Source organism: Mesorhizobium sp. WSM3224 (assembly GCF_000427725.1).
Classification (GTDB): Bacteria; Pseudomonadota; Alphaproteobacteria; order Rhizobiales; family Rhizobiaceae; genus Mesorhizobium.
Genome location: NZ_ATYO01000035.1, coordinates 19,071 through 41,212, shown reverse-complemented (window position 1 = coordinate 41,212; position 22,142 = coordinate 19,071). Strand labels below are relative to the sequence as shown.

23 protein-coding genes are annotated in these 22,142 nt (G+C 64.2%); 5 read left to right on the top strand and 18 right to left on the bottom strand.

The window, feature by feature from the left end:
• The first annotated feature begins 83 nt into the window (after positions 1-83).
• Both YU3_RS0131160 and YU3_RS0131155 read left to right on the top strand, forming a co-directional pair.
• On the top strand, positions 84-1,022 hold the full coding sequence (locus YU3_RS0131160) for a tyrosine recombinase XerC (protein WP_027169869.1): 939 nt from the start codon (positions 84-86) through the stop codon (positions 1,020-1,022).
• A 167-nt stretch (positions 1,023-1,189) separates the two neighbouring features.
• Positions 1,190-2,254, top strand: coding sequence for a TraB/GumN family protein (locus tag YU3_RS0131155; protein WP_027169868.1), 1,065 nt, complete (start codon positions 1,190-1,192; stop codon positions 2,252-2,254).
• Positions 2,255-2,914: 660 nt separating this feature from the next.
• Here the strand turns inward: YU3_RS0131155 and lpdA are convergent.
• From lpdA to exbB, 18 genes are all read right to left on the bottom strand, one after another.
• Positions 2,915-4,321, bottom strand: coding sequence for a dihydrolipoyl dehydrogenase (lpdA, locus tag YU3_RS0131145; RefSeq protein ID WP_027169867.1), 1,407 nt, complete (start codon positions 4,319-4,321; stop codon positions 2,915-2,917).
• A gap of 24 nt (positions 4,322-4,345) precedes the next feature.
• Positions 4,346-5,101 (bottom strand): SDR family oxidoreductase, encoded by a 756-nt coding sequence (locus YU3_RS0131140; RefSeq protein ID WP_027169866.1) that lies wholly within the window; start codon positions 5,099-5,101, stop codon positions 4,346-4,348.
• Positions 5,098-5,601, bottom strand: coding sequence for a hypothetical protein (locus YU3_RS0131135; protein ID WP_027169865.1), 504 nt, complete (start codon positions 5,599-5,601; stop codon positions 5,098-5,100). The genes YU3_RS0131140 and YU3_RS0131135 overlap by 4 nt, the downstream gene beginning before the upstream one ends.
• Positions 5,602-6,207: a hypothetical protein gene (locus YU3_RS0131130; RefSeq protein WP_245273712.1), complete on the bottom strand. Its 606-nt coding sequence runs from the start codon at positions 6,205-6,207 to the stop codon at positions 5,602-5,604.
• Complete coding sequence (locus tag YU3_RS0131125; RefSeq protein WP_245273711.1) at positions 6,207-6,989, bottom strand: DUF4241 domain-containing protein; 783 nt, start codon at positions 6,987-6,989, stop codon at positions 6,207-6,209. The genes YU3_RS0131130 and YU3_RS0131125 overlap by 1 nt, the downstream gene beginning before the upstream one ends.
• 37 nt (positions 6,990-7,026) lie before the next feature.
• Positions 7,027-7,761, bottom strand: a complete 735-nt coding sequence (locus YU3_RS0131120; protein WP_027169862.1) for a DUF4241 domain-containing protein — start codon at positions 7,759-7,761, stop codon at positions 7,027-7,029.
• Positions 7,762-7,777: 16 nt separating this feature from the next.
• On the bottom strand, positions 7,778-9,058 hold the full coding sequence (odhB, locus tag YU3_RS0131115; protein ID WP_027169861.1) for a 2-oxoglutarate dehydrogenase complex dihydrolipoyllysine-residue succinyltransferase: 1,281 nt from the start codon (positions 9,056-9,058) through the stop codon (positions 7,778-7,780).
• Between the two features lie 66 nt (positions 9,059-9,124).
• Complete coding sequence (locus tag YU3_RS0131110) at positions 9,125-12,112, bottom strand: 2-oxoglutarate dehydrogenase E1 component (protein WP_027169860.1); 2,988 nt, start codon at positions 12,110-12,112, stop codon at positions 9,125-9,127.
• Positions 12,113-12,255: 143 nt separating this feature from the next.
• The gene (gene sucD, locus YU3_RS0131105) at positions 12,256-13,158 is read right to left on the bottom strand and encodes a succinate--CoA ligase subunit alpha (protein WP_027169859.1); all 903 of its coding nucleotides are present in this window, start codon (positions 13,156-13,158) and stop codon (positions 12,256-12,258) included.
• Between the two features lie 27 nt (positions 13,159-13,185).
• Entirely contained in the window at positions 13,186-13,596 is a 411-nt protein-coding gene (locus YU3_RS0131100) for a PIN domain-containing protein (protein ID WP_027169858.1), read from the bottom strand.
• Complete coding sequence (locus YU3_RS40960; RefSeq protein WP_156913659.1) at positions 13,532-13,822, bottom strand: hypothetical protein; 291 nt, start codon at positions 13,820-13,822, stop codon at positions 13,532-13,534. The genes YU3_RS0131100 and YU3_RS40960 overlap by 65 nt, the downstream gene beginning before the upstream one ends.
• Before the next feature lie 85 nt (positions 13,823-13,907).
• A complete protein-coding gene (locus YU3_RS0131090) occupies positions 13,908-14,399 on the bottom strand; it encodes a DUF1579 family protein (RefSeq protein WP_027169857.1) in 492 nt (163 codons plus the stop codon).
• Between the two features lie 2 nt (positions 14,400-14,401).
• Positions 14,402-14,773 (bottom strand): cupin domain-containing protein, encoded by a 372-nt coding sequence (locus YU3_RS0131085; RefSeq protein WP_027169856.1) that lies wholly within the window; start codon positions 14,771-14,773, stop codon positions 14,402-14,404.
• A 4-nt stretch (positions 14,774-14,777) separates the two neighbouring features.
• Positions 14,778-15,971: an ADP-forming succinate--CoA ligase subunit beta gene (sucC, locus tag YU3_RS0131080; RefSeq protein ID WP_027169855.1), complete on the bottom strand. Its 1,194-nt coding sequence runs from the start codon at positions 15,969-15,971 to the stop codon at positions 14,778-14,780.
• A 42-nt stretch (positions 15,972-16,013) separates the two neighbouring features.
• The gene (mdh, locus tag YU3_RS0131075; protein ID WP_027169854.1) at positions 16,014-16,982 is read right to left on the bottom strand and encodes a malate dehydrogenase; all 969 of its coding nucleotides are present in this window, start codon (positions 16,980-16,982) and stop codon (positions 16,014-16,016) included.
• Positions 16,983-17,320: 338 nt separating this feature from the next.
• The gene (locus YU3_RS0131070) at positions 17,321-18,295 is read right to left on the bottom strand and encodes an energy transducer TonB (protein ID WP_027169853.1); all 975 of its coding nucleotides are present in this window, start codon (positions 18,293-18,295) and stop codon (positions 17,321-17,323) included.
• Positions 18,292-18,786 carry a TonB system transport protein ExbD gene (exbD, locus tag YU3_RS0131065; protein ID WP_027169852.1) on the bottom strand — a complete coding sequence of 165 codons (495 nt, stop codon included), beginning with the start codon at positions 18,784-18,786 and terminating at the stop codon, positions 18,292-18,294. The genes YU3_RS0131070 and exbD overlap by 4 nt, the downstream gene beginning before the upstream one ends.
• A gap of 5 nt (positions 18,787-18,791) precedes the next feature.
• Positions 18,792-19,748, bottom strand: a complete 957-nt coding sequence (gene exbB, locus YU3_RS0131060) for a tonB-system energizer ExbB (RefSeq protein WP_027169851.1) — start codon at positions 19,746-19,748, stop codon at positions 18,792-18,794.
• A 261-nt stretch (positions 19,749-20,009) separates the two neighbouring features.
• On the opposite strand from exbB, the gene YU3_RS0131055 reads away from it, so the two are divergent.
• The 3 genes from YU3_RS0131055 (at position 20,010) to YU3_RS0131045 (ending at position 22,140) form a co-directional block, all read left to right on the top strand.
• Entirely contained in the window at positions 20,010-20,684 is a 675-nt protein-coding gene (locus YU3_RS0131055) for an isochorismatase family cysteine hydrolase (RefSeq protein ID WP_027169850.1), read from the top strand.
• Between the two features lie 136 nt (positions 20,685-20,820).
• A complete protein-coding gene (locus YU3_RS38840) occupies positions 20,821-21,135 on the top strand; it encodes an antibiotic biosynthesis monooxygenase (RefSeq protein ID WP_051334159.1) in 315 nt (104 codons plus the stop codon).
• A 90-nt stretch (positions 21,136-21,225) separates the two neighbouring features.
• Positions 21,226-22,140 (top strand): sigma-70 family RNA polymerase sigma factor, encoded by a 915-nt coding sequence (locus YU3_RS0131045; RefSeq protein ID WP_027169849.1) that lies wholly within the window; start codon positions 21,226-21,228, stop codon positions 22,138-22,140.
• Positions 22,141-22,142: the final 2 nt, after the last annotated feature.

Genomic DNA, 22,142 nt, shown 5'->3' with positions numbered 1-22,142 from the left:
TGTTCTGCTCTAACGCCGTCCCGTGGCCATTTCAATGACGGCCTCTTCACCGCTTCCTAACCCGCATGCGTCAGGCTGCCGTCATGCAGGAATTCCTCATCCCGGCAAAACCTGACCTTCAGGCGGCACGCGAGACCTGGCTGAAGACGCTGGCGCATGAGCGCCGGCTGTCGCCGGAGACGGTCGAGGCCTATGAACGCGATACGCGCCAGTTCCTGCATTTTTTGACCGGACATCGCGGCGGCCCGCCGGGCATTTCGGACATCGCCGACCTGCGGTCGGCCGATCTGCGCGGCTTCCTCGCCGCGCGCCGCAACGGCGGCGCCGGCGCCCGCACGCTGGGGCGCGGTCTTGCCGGCATCCGTTCGCTGCTGCGCTTTCTCGAACGGCGCGGCCTGGTCAATGCCGCGGGTGCGGCAGCACTGCGCGCGCCGCGCCAGCCGAAGTCGCTGCCCAAGCCGCTGACGGCAAGCGACGCCAGGCAGGTCGTGGCGATGGAGGGCCAACTGGCGGAGGAGCCATGGATCGCCGCCCGCAACGCCGCGGTACTGACGCTGCTCTACGGCTCCGGCCTGCGCATCTCGGAAGCCCTCGGCCTGCGCGGCGCCGATCTCGCTTCCGAGGCCGACACGGTGCTGCGCGTCACCGGCAAGGGCGGCAAGATGCGGCTGGTGCCGGTGCTGCCGGTGGCCTGCAAGGCGGTGGCCGAATACCGCAGGCTCTGTCCTTTCCATATCGATCCCAAGGGCCTGCTGTTCCGCGGCGCCCGTGGCGGGCCGCTCAACCCGGCCATCGTCCAGCGCGAGATGGCCAAGCTGCGCTCGGCTTTGAACCTGCCGGACACGGCGACGCCGCATGCCCTGCGCCATTCGTTCGCCACCCATCTGCTCGGCCGTGGCGGCGACCTGCGCACCATCCAGGAACTGCTTGGCCACGCCAGCCTGTCGACCACCCAGATCTATACCGGCGTCGACACGGCAAGGCTGCTCGAGATCTACGAGCGCGCGCATCCAAGGGCGTAGCCCCCGGGTCATCCTGAGCCCTCCGGACTTCGTCATTCTCGGGTCTGCGCGCGTCGCTTCGCTCCTTGCTCCGCCCGTGGATGACGAAGCGGCAGCTCACCGTACCGCAAACAATTTCGTTCTCCCGATTAACCGTTTTGCCGCTTTTCGGCGCTAAGACGCTTTTTATGAAACGCGTCATCGTCATCGCCGACCGCGCGGCCCTGGTCTCGTTGAAGCTGCTTGCGGCGCTCAACCTGCTGTTTTTCCTGTCTTTCCTCGTCGTTCTGCTGCTTGCCGGCCGGGCGCATGCCGAAGCGCCCAGTTGCGCCGGCAGCGATCTTTTGACCGCGCTGGAAAAAAACGATCCTGCCGCCTTCAAGACGGTCGAGACCGAAGCGGCGGCCGTTCCCAATGGCAAGGGCCTGCTGTGGAAGCTGGAGAAGCCTGGCGAAGAACCGTCCTACCTGTTCGGCACCATGCATATGACCGATACGCGCGTCACCACCCTGCCGGCTGTGGCGCAAAAGGCCTATGACGGCGCCGGCACCATCATCATCGAAACCACCGATGCGCTGGACAAGGCCAAGATGATGGCTGCGATGGCCAGCGAGCCCGGCCTGATGATGTTCACCGACAACACCACGCTGTCGTCGCTGTTGTCGCCACAGGATGCGGCGGTGCTGGACAAGGGGCTCGACGCCCGCGGCATTCCGCCGGCGACGGTCGCCAAGATGAAGCCGTGGATCCTGTCGGCGATGATGGCGCTGCCGGCCTGCGAAGTGGCGCGCCAGTCCGCCGGCGAACCCGTGCTCGACGTCAAGCTCGCCTCTGACGCCAAGGCGTCGGGAAAAGACGTCGAAGGGCTCGAAACCGCTGTCGATCAGTTGCGTGCGATGGCCTCGCTGCCGCTTGAATTCCACATGAAGAGCCTCGTCGAGACGATGAAGCTCGGCGACAAGGTGAACGACGTCAACGAGACGATGATCGTGCTCTACCAGCGTGGCGAGGTCGGCATGTTCTGGCCGCTGTTCGAGGCCGTGTTGCCGGACTCGGCCGACGACAAGGCCGGCTATGCCGCCTTCGAGCAGACCATGATCACCAGTCGCAACAAGGTGATGGCGGCGCATGCCGGGCCGATATTGGCCAAAGGCAACGTTTTCATGGCCGTCGGCGCCATGCATCTGCCCGGCCCGGAAGGACTGGTCGAGGATTTTCGCAAGGCAGGGTATACTGTTACCGCCGTCAACTGAGTCGTCTGGCGGCTGGCGGACCTGAAACGCCGGTTTTTTCAGCGCTTTTTGTCCGTCCGCGTGAAACCCAACACGGGATCAGCGCGTTGATGGCTGCTATTTTGATATCTTTCATTCCACGGAGGACACGTTTCATGGCGAACCCTAACGACCCCTTCACCCCTTCGAGCACGCCTCCCACGTCGGGTGGTGGTGGCAGCGGGTGGCTGATCGCCCTAGTTGTCATTATCCTGGCCATTGTTGCGTATTATGTTTTTGGCAGAAGCGGGGGCGAGCATGCCCCGGCCCCGGCTGAGCCGCCGGCAGCCAGCACGCCGGCTCCGGCGCCTGCAACGCCAGCTCCGGCCCCAGAGCCGGCGCCAGCTCCCGCGCCAGCCCCGGCTCCTGCGCCTACACCCGCGCCGGCCCCTGCGCCAGCTCCGGCTCCGGCCCCTGCGCCGGCCCAGTAACCAGACTGCAGCTTAACGACGAACGGCCCGCCTTTCGGCGGGCCGTTTTGTTTTGGAGCAGCACCACGCCTTCGTCATACTCGGGCTTGACCCGAGTATCCATGCCGTGACTTCTGCCGCAGGCGCAACGGTGCAGATTCTGTAACCGCCGCAATGCCTTAGCGTAGCGGCATGGAAGCGATGGGCGTTGGGTGCCTGGCGCGCGGCTAGCCTAGATATGAATCGGCTTGAAGAACGTCGCCAGCGCCGCTTCCTTCACCGCTTCCGACATCGTCGGATGCGCGTGGCAGGTGCGGGCGAGGTCTTCGGACGAGCCGCCGAACTCCATCAGCACCGCCGCCTCGTGGATCATCTCGCCGGCGCCGAAGCCGACGATATGGACGCCGAGCACGCGGTCGCTGGCCTTGTCGGCCAGGATCTTCACGAAGCCGTCGGTGTGCAGCATGGCGCGCGCGCGGCCATTGGCGCTGAACGGAAACTTGCCGACCTTGTAGTCGATGCCAGCCTTCTTCAGCTCCTCCTCGGTCTTGCCGACCGAAGCGATTTCCGGGGTGGTGTAGACGACACTCGGAATGACGTCATAGTTCACATGGCCGGCCTGGCCGGCGATCGTCTCGGCCACCGCCACGCCCTCATCTTCGGCCTTGTGCGCCAGCATCGGGCCAGCAATGACGTCGCCGATCGCATAGATGCCGGGCACATTGGTCCTCAAATGCCCGTCTGTCTTGACCCGACCGCGCTCGTCGACCTCGACGCCCGCCTCCTTGAGCCCCAGGCTGTCGGCATAAGGGCGGCGACCGGTGGCGACGAGCACGACGTCGGCCTCGATGGTTTCCGCCCCGCCGCCCTTGACCGGCTCGAAAGTAACGGTCGCGCCCTTCTTGGCCTTGGCGACGCCGGTGACCTTGGCGCCGAGCTTGAACTCGAAACCCTGCTTCGACAGCAACCGCTGGAACTGTTTCGAGACCTCGCCGTCCATGCCGCCCAGGATCGTGTCAAGGAACTCGACGACCGTGACCTTGGCGCCCAGCCTCGCCCAGACCGAGCCGAGTTCTAGCCCGATGACGCCGCCGCCGACCACAACGAGGCTGGCGGGCACCTTGGCCAGCGACAGCGCGCCGGTGGAGGACACGATCACCTTCTCGTCGAAATCGACCTTGACGCTCGGGATGCCGGCAACGTCGGAGCCGGTGGCAATGACGATATTCTTCGTCTCGATTTCCTCGACCTTGCCGTCCTCGCCGGTGACTGACACCTTGCCGGCGCCGACCACCTTGCCGGTGCCGCGGAAGCTGTCGATCTTGTTCTTCTTGAACAGGAAGGCGACGCCGTTGACATTCGAGGTCACGGTCGCATCCTTGTGTGCCAGCATCTTCTTCAAATTGAGCTTCGGCGCGCCGACCTCGACGCCGAGCGTATCGAAGGCATGGCCGGCTTCGGCGAACATCTCGGAGGCGTAGAGCAGCGCCTTCGACGGGATGCAGCCGATGTTGAGGCAGGTGCCGCCGAAGGTGGCGTTCTTCTCGACCACCGCCGTCTTCAGGCCGAGCTGAGCCGCCTTGATGGCGCAGACATAGCCGCCCGGTCCCGATCCGATGATTACGACGTCATAAGCCATGATGGTGTCCTTTTAATCTGGCCTTCAGCGGCCGCCGCCCAGTTCCAAATTCGCGCCCACGGCGTAGGACGCTTCGTCCGACAAAAGCCACAGGACCGCATTGGCGATTTCTTTCGTCTTTCCCGGGCGCTGCAGGGGGATGATCCCACGCAGCCTCTCGGCGCGGTCGGGCTGGCCGCCAGACGCATGAATTTCGGTGTCGATGATCCCCGGACTGACGGCGTTGACCCTCACGCCTTCCCCGGCCACCTCGCGTGCCAGGCCAATGGTGAAGGTGTCGATGGCGCCCTTCGAGGCGGCGTAGTCGACATACTCGCCTGGTCCGCCCAGCCGGGCCGCGATCGAAGAGATGTTGACGATGGCGCCGCCCTTGCCGCCATGCCGGGTCGACATGCGCTTGACCGCCTCGCGCGCGCAAAGGAAGGAGCCCACGACATTGACGCGCATCATACGTTCGACCCGCGCGGCGCTCATTTCGTCGACGCGTGCCCTGGCATCGACGATGCCGGCATTGTTGACGAAGGCATCGAGCCTGCCAAAGGCACGGTCGACCGCCTCGAACATCGCCACGACTTGCGTCTCGTTGCCGACGTCGCCCTTAACCGCCAGAGCCTCGCCGCCCGCGGCCTTTATTTCTGCGACCAGCGCCTCGGCGGCAACCTGATTGGAGGCATAATTGATGGCCACCCGATAGCCGGCCCGGCTTGCCTGCCGGCAGATGGCGGCGCCGATGCCACGGCTGCCGCCGGTAACCAGAAGCGCTTTCTTGTCCATGCTCATTCCTGGCATCCCTTCAGAACAAATATGTCCCATGGCACTTTGGAGAAGCCGGCAGGACCGTAAGCCGCCGACATCTCGAGCGACGGCCCGAGATCGGGGAAGATCAGGCTTTTCGGTGCATCGGCGCCCTCGGCCGGCAGCAGTCCGACGGCGCCCTTCTCATCGGCGCTGTAGATGACGCCTTCCCAGACCGTGCAGGCGGCGAGTTCCTCGCCGGTGACGTCGCCGGTAGGGCATTTGTACATCAAGGAGCCGTGCGGCCGCGCGGCGCTGCCCTCCGTCCACATGGCGATGCCGTCGAGCACGACATTGTTGTCGAGGATCATGCGGAAAGTGTTGGTGATCATCGCCGAGGTGCCGGTCGGCGTGAAGTCGATCTCGGCGCCGCTCTGCGCCTCGCCATAGACGGCAAGCTGGATCGGGCAGGCGGCATGGGCGGTGGCCGGAACCGCCGCTACGCCAACGGCTATCGACAGGAGGAAACGGATCGCCACTGTCATCTACCCACCCTGAACGCTTTGATCGAGGATGAAGACCGTCGAAAGAAAATAATCTATCTCGAACGCAACGTTGTCCTTCCCGTCGACCGGAATCGCGTTCACCTCGTATTTGAGGGTCAGGACGCGAGAACTCTCCGCCAGCTCGATATAAACGTCGCGTTCGCGGCCGCCGCCGATTGCCCACTTGAGTTCACTCTTGTTCAGGAACTGCAATGCCTTGGGCAAGGTATATATTTCTATCGGGCTCGTGCCTGCAAAGGTCACGGGATGCCGGCCCACATCGACGTCGAGATGGCCGTACCAAGTCGCCATCATTCCACCCGGCCGCAATCTCCCGAAGACGGGCTCGACGCTAATAGATCTCAGACGAAAATCGGGGCTGAAGAAGAACTCGCAATTGCGGCCATAGATGCACCAGGCCGACTCGGCATCATCGTGGCGATAGTGATTATCCGCCCGCACGTCCTCCGGATCGATCAAACCTCGAACCGTTTCACGGCTGCTTTTGCCAAGTTCGACAGGCCCCGCCCGACCTGTCGTCAGCAGCTCCAACAGATCGATGGGCGCAACTGGGTTAGCTATCCGGGGCGAGGCGGCGCTTGTCATCAGTTGGCCTGGTCGCCTTCGCGGCCATCGGCGTTTTCGAGCACGCCGAAATCGGTCATCAGGACCAGCGGCTCGCCGGACGCGTCCAGTCCCCAGAAGGATGGGTAGAAGCCGTCGCCCCAGCCGCTCCAGAACATCGCGATGTTGACCGGATTGCCGGCGGCCGGATGGTGCATGACGAAGCGGTCCTGGTTGGGCGCGAACTCGGCCGCCAGCACATCGTCATAGTAGTTCTGGTCCGGTTTGAGCTTGTCCTGCGCGGCCGACATCAGGGCCATCGCGGCCTTGTCCATGAACGAGCCGAGGCCGGCATCGACCGGATAGCCGAATATCTCGTCGCCGTTCAGCGTCGAGACGTCCTGGTCGGGCAAGGTTGCGAGCTCCCAGCGTACCGGCACCCCGGAACGGAAGCGCAGGAATGCGGCGGCGACGCGACCCTGCGCCTCGAACAGCGTGACCGGATAGCGCCCGGGCTTGACCTTGCGGGCCAGCGCCGGCCAGTCGTCGGTCGTGATCATGGGGTCGCAGGCGATGATCTCGCCTGTCGGAAGTTCGAGATCGCCGATCGGCGTGACGGTGATCTTGCGCTCCGCCAGTTGCGCGTCGCTGAGCGCGAAGATGCCGAAGTTGCGGCTGGCAGTCGCCGGGTCCCAGTCGGCGGCGATGGCCAGCGACGGAACGGCAGCGGAAAAGCCAAGCAAGAGGATGCTGCGCCGCAAGCCGCGCGCGGCCCGGCCGAGCTTGAACTTTTCCAGCCAGCCGCTCGTGATTCTTAGGGCCAACGATCCGTCCACGGATCCGGTCATGGGCGGGATTTCGTTAGCCATCGGCGGCCTGATTGTTTTCGCGGCCATCCGCGTTCTCGAGCACTTCGAAGTCCGTCATCAGGAGCAGAGGTTCGCCGGCCGCGTCCAGTCCCCAGAAGGACCGATACGAGCCGTCGCCATAGCCAGTATCGAACATAGCGACATTGATCGGGTTGCCTTCTATCGGACTATCGATACAAAACCTGTCGATAGTACAGGCGACGTCGGCGAGATAATCGTCAAGTTCCTGCTGGTCGGACATCAGCGTCAGGACCGACTTGTCCATAAATGACGCAACCGCGTCATCGACGATAAATTCAAGAAATTCGGACTTATAGACCGGTGGGCGATCGGGAACGAAGGTCGCCAATTCCCAGCGTATTGGCAAGCCGGGGCCGAACCGCAAGACCGCTGCGGCAATGCGGCCCTGCGCCTGAAGCAGTATGACCGGATAGCGTCCCGGCTTCACCTTGCGGCTGAAGGCAGGGCGGCTTAGTCCGGTGATGAGCGGGTCGCAGGCAACGATTTCGCCGGTTGGCAGCTCGAGCTCACCGATCGTGATGGCGCTGACCTTCCGTTCCGCCATCTCAGCGTCGCTGAGAGCGAAGACACCCAGATTGCTGCTTTCCGGCGGCGGACCCGATTCAATCGATTTCGCCGGTGAAGCGATGGCAACGGAGGCAGTTGGCCGAAAAGCCCTAAGCGCGCGACCCAGCGCGAACCCGAACCTTTCCAGCCAGCCGCTCACGGCGACACCCGCCCGATCACAGATCGAGCACCAGCCGCTCGGGATCCTCCAGGCTTTCCTTGACCCGCACCAGGAAGGTCACGGCTTCCTTGCCGTCGACGATGCGATGGTCGTAGCTGAGCGCCAGATACATCATCGGACGGATGACGATCTGGCCGCCGACGACCACCGGCCGGTCCTGGATCTTGTGCATGCCGAGGATGCCGGACTGCGGCGCATTCAGGATCGGCGTCGACATCAGCGACCCGTAAACGCCGCCGTTGGAAATCGTAAACGTGCCGCCTTGCATATCCGCGACCGATAGCTTGCCGTCGCGCGCGGCGAGGCCGAGCCGGCCGATCTCCTTCTCGATCTCGGCGATCGACATCTGGTCGGCATCGCGCACCACCGGCACCACAAGGCCCTTTTCGGTGCCGACGGCGACGCCGATATGGGCATAGTTCTTGAAGATGATGTCGGTGGCATCGATCTCGGCGTTGACCGAGGGAATCTCCTTCAGCGCGTGCGTCACCGCCTTGGTGAAGAAGCCCATGAAGCCGAGCTTCACACCATGCTTCTTCTCGAACACGTCCTTGTACTTGGACCGCAGCGCCATCACCGCGCTCATGTCCACCTCGTTGAAGGTGGTGAGCATGGCGGCGGTCGACTGCGCTTCCTTCAAGCGGCGCGCGATGGTCTGGCGCAGCTTGGTCATGCGTACGCGCTCCTCGCGCGGCGCATCCTCGGCCGGGGACGGCGCGCGGGCCACGACCGGCGCCGGAGCCGCCTTCGGCGTCTCGGCCGGCTGCGACGGCGCGCCCCGGGCGATGGCGTCGAGCACGTCGCCCTTCAGCACCTGGCCGCGCTTGCCGGAACCGGAAAGCTGGTCGACGGCGAGATTGTTCTCGGCAATGAGCTTGGCGGCGGCGGGCGCCGGCGGCATGGTGCGCGGCTCGATGGCGCCGCCATTGCCGGCGACCTTGGCGGTCTCGGCGGCGGCCTGCTTGACCGTGGAAGCGGCATCCGGGCTCGAGGCCTGGGACACCGCCTGCGGCTTCGTCGCCGGCGCGGCCGCCGCGCCGCCTGCCGAAATCGAGCCGAGCAGCGCGCCGACATTGACCGTCTCGCCTTCCTTGACGGTGATCTCGGAGAGCGTTCCAGCGCCCGCGGCGGGCACTTCCACCGTCACCTTGTCGGTTTCGAGCTCGACCACGGGCTCGTCGGCGGCGATCGCGTCGCCGACCTTCTTGAACCACTTGCCGACGGTCGCCTCGGTGACGGATTCGCCGAGAGTGGGGACGCGGATTTCGGTAGCCATTGTGCCTGTCCGTTCTCTTCTCTTCTTGGGGTCTGTTTCGTCCGGTCTGCCTATTCGCTCAGTGCCCTATTCACCGAGAGCGTCGTCGAGTAACGCGGCGAGCTGGCTGAGATGCTTCGACATCAAACCGGTCGCCGGCGAGGCCGAGGCCGGCCGGCCGGTGTAGCGCACCCGCTGATGCTTGGCGTCGATATGCGCCAGCACCCATTCGAGATAGGGATCGATGAACGACCAGGCGCCCATGTTCTTGGGCTCCTCCTGGCACCACACCATCTCCGCATTGCGGAAGCGTGACAGCTCGGTGATCAGCGCCTTGGCCGGGAACGGATAAAGCTGCTCGACGCGCAGCAGATAGATGTCGTTGATGCCGCGCTTCTCGCGCTCCTCGTAGAGGTCGTAATAGACCTTGCCCGAGCACAGCACGACGCGGCGGATCTTGGAGTCCTTCACCAGCTTGATCGGCTGGTTGGCCAGCAACTGCGCATCGTCCCACAACAGGCGGTGGAACGAGCTTTCGCCCGACATCTCCGGAAGCGTCGACACCGCCCGCTTGTGGCGCAGCAGCGACTTCGGCGTCATCAGGATCAGCGGCTTGCGGAAGTCGCGCTTCAACTGCCGGCGCAGGATATGGAAATAGTTGGCCGGCGTGGTGACGTTGGCGACCTGCATATTGTCCTCGGCGCAGAGCTGCAGGAAGCGTTCCAGCCGCGCCGACGAGTGCTCCGGCCCCTGGCCTTCATAACCGTGCGGCAACAGGCAGACGAGGCCCGACATTCTGAGCCACTTGCGCTCGCCCGACGAGATGAACTGGTCGAACACCACCTGGGCGCCGTTGGCGAAGTCGCCGAACTGCGCCTCCCAAAGCGTCAGCGCCTTGGGCTCGGCCAGGCTGTAGCCATATTCGAAACCGAGCACCGCCTCTTCCGACAGCATCGAGTTGATGACCTCGTAGCCGGCCTGCGCCGCCGACAGGTTGTTGAGCGGGATGTAGCGGTTCTCGTCGCGCTGGTCATAAAGCACGGAATGGCGCTGCGAGAAGGTGCCGCGTTCGGAATCCTGGCCGGAAAGCCGGATCGGATTGCCGTCGAGCAGGATGGCGCCGAAGGCCAGCGCCTCGGCCGTCGACCAGTCGATGCCTTCGCCGGACTCGATCGCCTGGCGGCGGTTTTCGAGGAAGCGCAGGATGGTCTTGTGCGCCTCGAAATCCTTCGGCACTTCGGTCAGCCTCTTGCCGATCTCCTTCAGCGTGCGCACCGGCACGGCGGTCTTGCCGCGCCGCTGTTCGTCCTGGTTGTCGGCGGTGCGCAGGCCCGACCACGCACCGTCCAGCCAGTCGGCCTTGTTCGGCTTGTAGTGCTGGCCGACTTCCCATTCGGATTCCAGGTGCGCGCGCCAGTCGGCCCGCATCTTGTCGACCTCGGCCTGGGTGACGTGGCCTTCGGCGATCAGCCGGTCGGCATAGACCTGCACCACGGTCTTATGGGTGCGGATGTTGCGGTACATGATCGGCTGGGTGAAGGAAGGCTCGTCGCCCTCATTGTGGCCGAAGCGGCGGTAGCAGAACATGTCCACAACCACCGGCTTGTGGAATTTCATGCGGAACTCGGTCGCCACCTTGGCGGCATGCACCACGGCCTCCGGATCGTCGCCGTTGACGTGGAAGATGGGCGCCTCGATCATCTTGGCCACATCCGACGGATAGGGTGAAGAGCGCGAGAAGCGCGGATTGGTGGTGAAGCCGATCTGGTTGTTGATGATGAAATGCAGCGTGCCGGCGACGCGGTGACCGCGCAGGCCGGACAGGCCGAGGATCTCGGCGATCACGCCCTGGCCGGCAAAGGCCGCGTCGCCATGCAGCAACAGCGGCATCACCTTGGCGCGCTCCGACAGCGGCACGATCTCGCCGCGCTCGCGGCCGGAAAGCTGATCCTGCTTGGCGCGCGCCTTGCCCATCACGACGGGGTCGACGATTTCGAGATGCGAGGGATTGGCGGTCAGCGACAGATGCACCTTGTTGCCGTCGAACTCGCGGTCCGACGAGGCGCCGAGGTGGTACTTCACGTCGCCCGAACCCTCGACCTCGTCGGGCGCGGCCGAGCCGCCCTTGAATTCGTGGAAGATGGCGCGGTGGGGCTTGGCCATCACCTGGGAAAGCACGTTGAGGCGGCCGCGATGCGCCATACCGAGCACGATTTCCTTCAAGCCGAGCTGGCCGCCGCGCTTGACGATCTGCTCCAGCGCCGGGATCAGCGCTTCGCTGCCGTCGAGGCCGAAGCGCTTGGTGCCCTTGTACTTGACGTCGATATACTGCTCGAAGCCCTCGGCCTCGACCAGCTTCGACAGGATCGCCTTCTTGCCCGTGGCTGTGAAGGTGATCTCCTTGTCGGCGCCTTCGATGCGCGCCTGTATCCAGGCTTTCTCTTCCGGATCGGAGATGTGCATGAACTCGACGCCGAGCGTCGAGCAATAGGTGCGGGTGAGGATCTCCAGCATCTGCCGGATGGTGCCGAACTCGAGGCCCAGCACATTGTCGAGGAAGATCGGCCGGTCGTAGTCGGCTTCGGTGAAGCCGTAATTCTCCGGCGACAGCTCGTTGTAATCCTCCAGCGGCTTGGCGATGCCGAGCGGATCGAGATTGGCGTGCAGATGGCCGCGCATGCGGTAGGCGCGGATCATCATGATGGCGCGCACGGAATCGCGCGTCGCCTGGTGCACGTCGGCGTCGGAAAGCACCGCGCCGTTGACGACCGCCTTTTCCTTGACCTTCTTTTCGATCGCTTTTTCGACCAGGCCCCAATTGCCGTCGAGCGCCGACACCAGTTCGCCATTGGCCTGCAACGGCCAGGAGGGCTTGGCCCAGGAGGCGCCCTTGGCGTTCTTGCGGACATCGCCCGCGTCATCCTTCAGCGCGGCGAAGAAGTCCTGCCACTCCGGATCGACGGAAGCCGGATTGTCCTCATAGGCCGCGTAGAGCGCGTCGATATAGTCGGCATTGCCGCCATAGAGGAATGAGGTGAGCGAGAATTGGTCGTTGGCCTGATCTTGTCTTGCCATTTTTTTCGTCTGCGGAGCCTGGCTCCGTCTCCTTTTTCAAGGGGAATAGTGAGTAGTCAGGAGTGAGTAGAAAATGGAAATTTCCCGCTCAGCAACTACTCACCTGTTCTTCCCTTTTTCACTACTCACTAATGACTACTCACTTAACCCTTGATCGCCTCGACCAGCGTCGTGCCCAGTCGCGCCGGCGACGGCGAAACTTTTATCCCGGCCGATTCCATCGCCGCGATCTTGTCTTCCGCGCCGCCCTTGCCGCCAGAGATCACCGCGCCCGCATGGCCCATGGTGCGGCCGGCCGGCGCCGTGCGCCCGGCGATGAAGCCCGCCATCGGTTTCTTGCGGCCGCGCTTGGCTTCGTCCTTGAGGAACTGCGCGGCGTCTTCCTCGGCCGAGCCACCGATCTCGCCGATCATGATGATCGACTTGGTCTCGTCGTCGGCGAGGAACATCTCCAGCACGTCGATGAACTCGGTGCCCTTGACCGGGTCGCCGCCGATACCGACCGCGGTGGTCTGGCCGAGGCCGACATTGGTAGTCTGGAAGACTGCCTCATAGGTAAGCGTTCCCGAGCGGGAAACAACGCCCACCGAGCCCTTGCGGAAGATGTTGCCGGGCATGATGCCGATCTTGCATTCGTCGGGGGTGAGCACGCCCGGGCAGTTCGGGCCGATCAGCCGCGAGGTGGAGCGGTCGAGCCGCGCCTTGACCCTGACCATGTCCATCACCGGGATGCCCTCGGTGATGCAGACGATCAGAGGGATTTCGGCCTCGATCGCCTCGATGATTGCCTCGCCGGCGCCCGCTGGCGGCACATAGATGACGGAGGCGTTGGCGCCGGTCTTTGCCTTGCCCTCGGCGACGGTTGCGAAGATCGGCAGGCTTTCGCCCTTGGAACCGGTCCAGGTCTCGCCGCCCTTCTTGGGATGGATGCCGCCCACCATCTTGGTGCCGTGATAGGCCAGCGCCTGTTCGGTGTGGAACGTGCCGGTCTTGCCGGTCAGCCCCTGCACCAGCACCTTGGTGTTCTTGTCGATGAGAATGGACATGAGTGGGAACGCCTCTGAATTCAGCGATTACAAGAAAGGATTGACGGCCCGGACCGAGCCATAAACCTGGTTGTGGTTGAGATCTTCGGTGTAGAAAATCGGCGCGCCGAGCCGCTCTGCGGCCGCGAGCAGTGCCGCGTCGTAATACTGGATCTGATATCGCTGATGCATCCAGAAGCCTCGCCTGACGATGGCCGCGTCGAGGACCGTGAATGGCATCGAAGACAGATGGTCGATCCAGCGATCAACGGTATCCGCCGGCAGCCCGATCTTGGCCCGCGCCGCTGCATTGACGAACTCTGCAATGGTCTGGGCCGAAACGCCAAAGACCTCGTTGAGGACAAGCGCTCGACAGATAGCCGACTTTCGCCGGTCATCCGGTTTTCTTTCTGCGGCGCGTATCAGAATGTTGGTGTCCAGAAAGCTGGTCGTCGCCACGGCTGCGGCTGAGCTCCTTGAAATTTGTTCCAGGTTCAAATTCGAGCGGTGATTCTTCCATCAACCTGCGTATGCCTTCCCGCGCCCAGGCAATCCGGTCTTCCTGCTCGACCTCATGTTCAAGCAGCGAACGGATAAGGGCGTTGAGCGTCGTCTTGCGACGCCCGGCAAGGCCGCGAGCCTTTTCGAGCAAAGCTTCGTCCATGGCCAGAGTGACGTTCTTCATCGTTTCGTCTCCACATAAACACACAGGGATAATATGTGCGATTATGTGTAACTCTTCAACCGCCTTGCCCGCGATCTCCATCGGCTCAGCCTTGCCCGGAAGGCGAAACGCGCCGGTAAAGGCCGCTCACCATGTCTTGCCAGGCATCGCCGCCGGCGGGCTTGAAATGCAGTCGCATGCGGTAGGCGTCGGCATCGTCGAAAATATACGTCACGCGGGCGGCGCCGCGTGGCGACGACCGCTCCAGGATCAGCTCGCTACCGTTCCACGCGCCCGTGGCAGGTGATGCGGGCACGAAGCCCATCGAATCGAATTGGTGCATGGTGACAGTGCCGTTCTGCTGGTCGAAGCCGAACACATTGTGCGAACCGAACGAGACCGTGCCGTCGCGGCGCTGGCGATAACGCTGCACCACGAACAGGCCGCCGAATTGTGCCTCGGCGAGCACTTCCGCGGTCGCCGATCCGGCATCGGTCCACTGCGTGGCCGCGAGCTCTTCCTCGCCGCGCCATGCGCCGACCAGCGCCTGCAGGCGCTGGTGATCGGCGGAAAGCGAGGAAAAGGACGCCGGGCTCATGGTCAGAGCCGCTTCAAATCGGTGACGGTGAGGTCGCTCTTGGCGTTGCCGGTGTTCAAGGTCGTCGCCGGCTCGAACATCAGAACCACCGGCTCCGTCGTCAACGAGCGCGGCCGGTGCTCGACGCCGCGCGGCACGACGATGAAGTCGCCCTCGCCGAGCTCGACCGGACCGTCGCGGAAATCGATGGCGATACGGCCGCGCAACACGAGGAAGGCTTCGTCCTCATTGTCATGCGCATGCCAGTCGAAGGCCTCGCCGAACTTGGCGACCTTGGCCTGGCTGTCATTGACGTCGCCGGCGACATGCGGATCGAAGACCTTGGTGATCGTCCGGTCCGCCGCTTCGACGAGGTTTATCTTGCGCGGAGGCATCCGCTCAGCCCTTCACCGCCGCCACGATCTTCTTGGCTGCGTCGTCGAGATCATCGGCTGAGACCACATTCAGGCCGCTGTCGTTGATGATCTTCTTGCCGAGCTCGGCATTGGTGCCTTCCAGGCGCACCACCAGAGGCACTTGCAGCCCAACTTCCTTGACCGCGGCGATGACGCCCTCGGCGATGATGTCGCACTTCATGATGCCGCCGAAAATGTTGATCAGGATGCCTTTGACCGCCGGATCCCTGGTGATGATCTTGAACGCTGCCGTCACCTTCTCCTTCGATGCGCCGCCGCCGACATCGAGGAAGTTGGCCGGCTCGGCACCGTAGAGCTTGATGATGTCCATCGTCGCCATGGCAAGGCCGGCGCCATTGACCATGCAGCCGATATTGCCGTCGAGCGCGACATAGGCGAGGTCGTATTTCGACGCCTCGATCTCCTTCTCGTCCTCTTCGGTGGTGTCGCGCAGTTCGAGCACGTCGGGGTGGCGGAACAGAGCGTTGTTGTCGAACGACACTTTGGCGTCGAGTACGCGCAGGCGGCCGTCCTTCATGACGATCAGCGGATTGACCTCGAGCAGGCTCATGTCCTTCTCGACGAACGCCTTGTAGAGGATCGGGAACAGCGTGCCGCCGTCCTTGGCCGCATCGCCGTCGAGCTTCAGCGCGGCGTTGAGCTTCTTCACGTCATCCGCCGTCACGCCCTTTTCCGGATCGACGGCGACGGTGACGATCTTTTCGGGCGTGTCATGCGCGACCGTCTCGATGTCCATGCCGCCCTCGGTCGATACGACGAAGGCGATGCGGCCGACCGAGCGGTCGACGAGGATCGACAGATAGAGCTCGCGCTCGATGTCGGCGCCGTCCTCGATATAGAGGCGGTTGACCTGCTTGCCGGCGGGCCCCGTCTGCTTGGTGACCAGCGTATGGCCGAGCATCTCGTTGGTGTTGGCGACCACTTCGGCCGTCGACTTCGCCAGCCGCACGCCGCCCTTGGCGTCGGGGCCGAGCTCCTTGAACTTGCCCTTGCCGCGGCCGCCGGCATGGATCTGGCTCTTTACGACATAGAGCGGGCCGGGCAGCGCCTTGGCGGCGGCCTCCGCCTCGCTTGCCTTGAACACCGGAACGCCGCTTGCTACCGGCGCGCCGAACGTCTTCAGCAGCGCCTTGGCCTGATACTCATGGATGTTCATGCGCTTGGTCTCCGGGGAGGACGGTTTATTTGCCGGCGAGATTTACTTGCCGGCGAGATGCGGGGCGATCTTGGTGCAGGCCTCGGTCAGGCCCTGAACGGCCGCGACCGAGGAATCGAACATCTTCTGCTCGGCCTTGGAGAGGTCGATCTCGATGACGCGCTCGACGCCGCCAGCGCCGATCACCACAGGGACGCCGACATAGGTGCCCTTGACGCCATACTGGCCGGAGAGGTGCGCGGCGCAGGGCAGCACCCGCTTCTTGTCCTTCAGGTAGGATTCGGCCATGGCGATTGCCGACGCCGCCGGCGCGTAATAGGCGGAGCCGGTCTTGAGCAGACCGACGATCTCGGCGCCGCCGTCGCGGGTGCGCTGCACGATTTGGTCGAGCTTCTCCTTCGAGGTCCAGCCCATCTTGACGAGGTCGGGCAGCGGGATGCCCGAGACGGTCGAATAGCGGATCATCGGCACCATCGAGTCACCGTGGCCGCCGAGCACGAAAGCGGTGACGTCCTCGACCGAGACCTTGAACTCTTCGGCCAGGAAGTAGCGGAAGCGGGCGCTGTCGAGCACGCCGGCCATGCCGACGACATGGCTGGTCGGCAGGCCTGAGAACTTCTGCAGCGCCCACACCATCGCATCGAGCGGATTGGTGATGCAGACGACGAAGGCCTTCGGCGCATATTTCTTCAGGCCCGCGCCGACCTGCTCCATGACCTTGAGGTTGATGCCCAGAAGGTCGTCGCGGCTCATGCCCGGCTTGCGCGGCACGCCGGCGGTCACGATGCAGACATCCGCGCCCTCGATGCCGGCATAGTCGTTGACGCCGGTCAGCCTGGAGTCGAAACCGTCGACCGGCGATGACTGCGCAATGTCGAGGCCCTTGCCCTGCGGAATGCCCTCGGCGATATCGAACAGCACCACGTCGCCGAGATCCTTGAGGCCGATCATATGAGCGAGCGTGCCGCCGATCATGCCCGAGCCGATCAGCGCTATCTTATTGCGTGCCATGTGAGGATGTTTTCCCTTTGTCTGTGACGGTGTCGTGACGGGGCCGGGGAGGCCGAAAAGGATGCGGGAAGCCGCAGGATTTCGCCGCACCCAATAGCGCTGGCCGAGTTGAAATTCAAACGATTATTTTGGACCTAGTGTTTTCAATCGGTTAGATGGTTTGGGAATTACGTAAACGTCAAAGTTTGTGAGCCGACTGAAGAGAATTTACACAATGAACGTGGAAATCAGAAGGCTTCATCCCGGCGATGACGCCCTTGTGATGCAAGCGCCAACTCTCCTCGGAGGGAGATCGGCCGTCGCGCTGGCTTTCGCCAATCTCCAACGATGGAATTGCTCTAATCGCGCAGGCTGAAGACGAAGGGGGCGGTGCGGGTGACGCGGGCGCCGAGTTCCGCCGGCGGTGCCGGTACCGAGGCGCCCTGCAGCGCGCCGAGCGCCGCGCGGTCGAGATCTCCGTCGCCCGAGGATCGCGCTAGCCGGGCCGAGACCACCCTGCCGGAGGTGTCGACCGTGAAGGTCACGCTCGGCGTGCCCTCCGCCCGCCTGGAGCGCGCCGCGCTCGGATAGCGCGTGTGCCGCCTGATCCATGCCGCCAGGCTAGAGTTCCAGCGCGATGGACTGACGCTGGAGCGCGGTGCCGCAGCCGAGGACTGCGGCGCTGCCGCCTTGGAGTCGATGCTGGCGGTTGTCACTGTTTTCGGCGGCGCCGGCCTTTCTTTCTTCGGCCGTTCCTTCGGCCTTTCGACCGGTTTCTTCTCGGTCTTCCTCTTGGGTTCCACCGGCTTTCGCGCTTTCACCTCAGCTTCCACGGGTTTCGGCTCCGGCAGCGGAACGACGACATCGGGCGCGATCGCCTCGACAGGGTCCGGCACGATTTCGTCCAGCGGCGGCTGCTCGCTCAGCGCAGCAACCGCTGCCGGAGGGGCCTGCTCAGCCTCTTGCGTGTCGGCGGCATCGGATGGCTGTTCAGTGACGGGCTCTGCCCGTTCCACCACCGGCGCCGGATCGGTCACCGGTTTCACGTCGGTCGGCTTTTCCGTCTCCTCGGCGGCATCGGGCGGCTCCGGCGTCACCGTGTCCAGCATCGCCGTCTCTCGCGGAACGGCGGGCGCGCTGATCAGCGGCGCCATCTCGATCGCCAGCGCCGGCGGCGATCCGCCATCCTGTGGCTCGGCAAAGCTCAGATCCTGCACCGCATAGGCAACCGCCACATGGGCGGCCAGAACGACCGCCGCGGCACTCGCCCACAGACCGGCTTCACGCACGCCGAAGCGCGGCTGGGAAATCCGGGAAAGGGCAGCGACCGTCATGGCGCCTGGCCTCCACCCGGGGCGGGGTTCGCACCGGCCGCAGGAGGCATGGCCTCGCCCCCAGCACCGTCCGATACCGTTTCGAGCCCAACCAGCGCGACCTTCAGATAGCCTGCGGCACGCAGCAGGTTCATCACCTCCATCAGGTCGCCATAGCCGACTTTTCTGTCGGCGCGCAGGAAGATGCGCGTCTGCTTGTCGCCCCTGGTACGGCCGTCGAGCACGCCGGCAAAGGCTGGACGCGGCACGCTGTCATTGCCGATCGCCAGCGTCAGATCGCTCTTCAGCGTCAGGAACAAAGGTGTCTCGGGCCGCGGCGCGGGCGTCGCCGTCGAACCCGGCAGGTCGACACTGACATCGACGGTGGCAAGCGGCGCCGCGACCATGAAGATGATCAACAGCACCAGGATGACGTCGATGAAAGGCGTGACGTTGATGTCGTGACTTTCCTCGAGATCGTCGCCGGAAGTCTCGCGAATCCGCGCCGCCATCGCCGCTACTCCGCGGCCATGGCCGCCGCTGGCGGCACGTTGCGGAAGTCGAGATCGCGGCTGACCAGCCGCTCGACGCCGGCGGAAGCGTCGGCGAGGATCTGCCTGTAGCCGGCTATCGAGCGCGCGAAGACGTTGTAGATGACGACCGCCGGAATGGCCGCCACCAGACCCATCGCGGTGGCAAGCAGCGCCTCGGCGATGCCAGGCGCGACGACGGCCAGGTTGGTGGTCTGCGCCTGCGAGATGCCGATGAAGGCGTTCATGATGCCCCAGACGGTGCCGAACAGGCCGACGAAGGGCGCCGTCGAGCCGATGGTGGCGAGCAGGCCGGTGCCGCGCGACATGCGCCGTGCCGCCACCGCCTCGATGCGCGAAAGCCTGGAGGCGACGCGCTCCTTGAGGCCGTCGCCGGGAACATGGTCGAGCGCGCCGGCCGAAAGCGCACGTTCTTCCTCTGCCGCGCGCACCAGCAGCGCGCCCGGACCGCCGCTGTGGCCAAGTTCCCGCCCGGCCTGCATCAGCGTCGCGGCGTTGCCGATCGCATCGGCGGCGCGGCGGGCCCTCAGCTTGCCGGCGAAGACCTCCAGCGACTTGGCGAGCCAGATCGTCCAGGTGACCAGGGAAGCGAAGGCCAGCCCGACCATGACCGCCTTCACCACGATGTCGGCGTTCATGAACATGCCCCAGGGCGACAGGTCATGCGGCAGCGTCAGCGAGATGGGTGGTTCCTCACTGACGGCTCCGTTCGGAGCCGGCTGGAGGCCCGGCTCCGCCGGTGCGGTTTCAACCGGCGTTTGCGCGATAGCCGGTGGATTGTTGGTACCTGCGACAGGCGCGGGAGCCTGCGCGGCCGGTGTCGGACTGGTCGTGGGCGGTGTTGTCGGCTGCTGCGCCACGGCTGTCCCAGCCGAAAAAATCATCGATGCGACCAGTGCCGCGAACAGAATGCTCCGGGACAAGTCTCGTCCTCGCTTTATCATGGCACGAACCGGCGGAGTTGTTGGCAGGCTGGTGCGAACTTCGGTCACGGCTTTCCGCCATGGGCTGCTCGACTGAGTATGAAACATGACTTTGGTAGTCAAGATTAAGATGGGAATCCAGCCCAACAAATTCCGGCGAAGCCGCTGTTCAATCGCTCTCGGGCGTACACCGGCCGGCAGCACAGGGCTTCCGCCGCATGCGCGGCAGGCTATGCTCGATATCGCAGAAGGAGACCATCGATGATCAAGGCGATACCGTTCGACTTTCCCTATGACGGCAGGCTGGAGCCGCAACATACCGCCTTGCTGGTCATCGACCTGCAGGAGGATTTCCTGTCGCCGACCGGCTACTTCGCCAGGAAAGGCTATGATCCGTCGCCGCTGCGGGCCATTCTGCCGGCGGTGAACCGGCTGACCGAGGCCGCCCGCGCCGCCGGCCTCACCATCATCCACACCAGGCAAGGCTACCGCGCCGACCTGGCCGACATGACGCCCTACGAGAGATGGCGGCGCGAGCGCGCGGGGCTCGACGGCACCGATGTCCTGCTGCGCTCCGGCCAGGGCTTCCAGATCTCCGCCGACATCGACGTGGCGCCGCAAGACATCATCATCGACAAGACCTGCAACAGCGCCTTCACCTATACGGACCTGGAGCTCGTTTTGCAGGCGCGCGGCATCACGCATCTGATGTTCACCGGCTGTACGACGGATGTGTGCGTGCACACCACATTGCGCGAGGCTTGCGACCGCAACTTCCAGTGCCTGACGATTTCGGACGCCTGCGCCAGCGGCGACCAGTATGCGCACGAGGCCGCCCTGCATATGGTGACGGTCGAGGATGGCGTCTTCGGCGCGTTGGCGGACTCGGTGGCCGTCATTGCCGCGTTGCGGCAGCTCGCGGGCGCGGCGCGCTGAGGGTTTCGAGTTTTAATCGACCGTCAAAAATTTTTCACCCGCGCCGTTCCGTTTTCGGTTCCGGGTTCGTCTGGTGGGTCGTAACAGGTGCGAGAGCCGCGACGGCCTCCGCCATCAGGACAAACGGAGCCAAGCCATGTCGACCACAGTGACCTTGATCAACGTCTTCACCGCCAAGCCGGGCAAGCAGCAGGAACTCGCCGAGATCCTCGCCGAGGGCACGAGAAGCTTCTTCAGCAAGCAGCCGGGCTCGCTGGCGTCGTCCGTGGTCCTCGGCGGCGACGGCGGCAAGGTCGCCAACATCTCGCAATGGCGTTCGGCCGAAGACGTCGCGGCCTTCCGCGGCGATCCCCGCTTCGCCGATTACATGAAGACCATTCTCGAGCTTGGAACGGGCGAGAGCGTCATGGGCCACACCAGCTATTCCCACACGGCTGGCGTGGAGAATTAGAGCAATTCCAGGAAAAGTGTGTGACGGTTAAGTTCGGCGTTTTCGCCGTAACCTTCCGTCCGGAATTGCGTCGAGAAAGAGAGAGGCTGCGTGACCGGTTCGCGGGATCAGTCCGCTGCGGCGACCGAAACCAGGCTTCGTGCCTTCGAGCGCGAGGCCGCTTTGCTGAGAGCCAAGCTGCACCGCTACTCTTCGCGCATGGTCGGATCGGCCATCGACGGCGAAGACATCGTCCAGGAGGCTTTGGCGAAAGGCTTCGTGGCGATCAGGAATGGCGACATGCCGGACAAGACCGAGCCCTGGTTGTTTCGCATCGCGCATAATTCGGCACTGGATTTCCTGCGTAAGCGCGCCCGTTCGCGCGGGCGCGAAAGCGAGGTCGAGCTCGATACGATCGCCGACGAGAATTCGGCGCTGGATGCGCGCATGGCCGCCGAGGCGAGCCTAGCCGAATTGATGCAGCTGCCGCCGGCGCAACGATGCACGGTCGTGCTGAAGGATGTGCTCGGCCACAGCCTGGAAGAGATCGGCGAAATCCTCGAAACCTCCGACACCGCGATCAAGGGCGCGCTGCAGCGGGGTCGCGAGAGCTTGCGCAAGCTCGCCGCCGCGCCGCGCCCGGCATCTGCCCGCCCGGCCCTCAACCAGCAGGACATGCGCCGTCTCGGCGGCTATGTGGCCGCCTTCAACGCCAGGGACTTCGATGCCTTGCGCGGCCTGTTGGCCGAGGACGTCAAGCTTGAGCTGGTCAACCGCTTGCGCGCCGACGGCAAGGAATTTGTCGGCAATTACTTCGGCCGCTATGCCGACGAAACGCATTGGCATTTCACGACCGGACTTGTCGAAGGCCGGCCCGCCATCCTGGTCACCAGCCCCGATCGTCCGGAAGGGTCGCCGCGCTACTTCATCCTCATCAATTGGGAGAACGGCCGGATCGCCGGCATCCGCGACTTCCTGTTCGCGGATTATGTGATGGACGGCCTGGACTACTCCAACACGCCGTGATT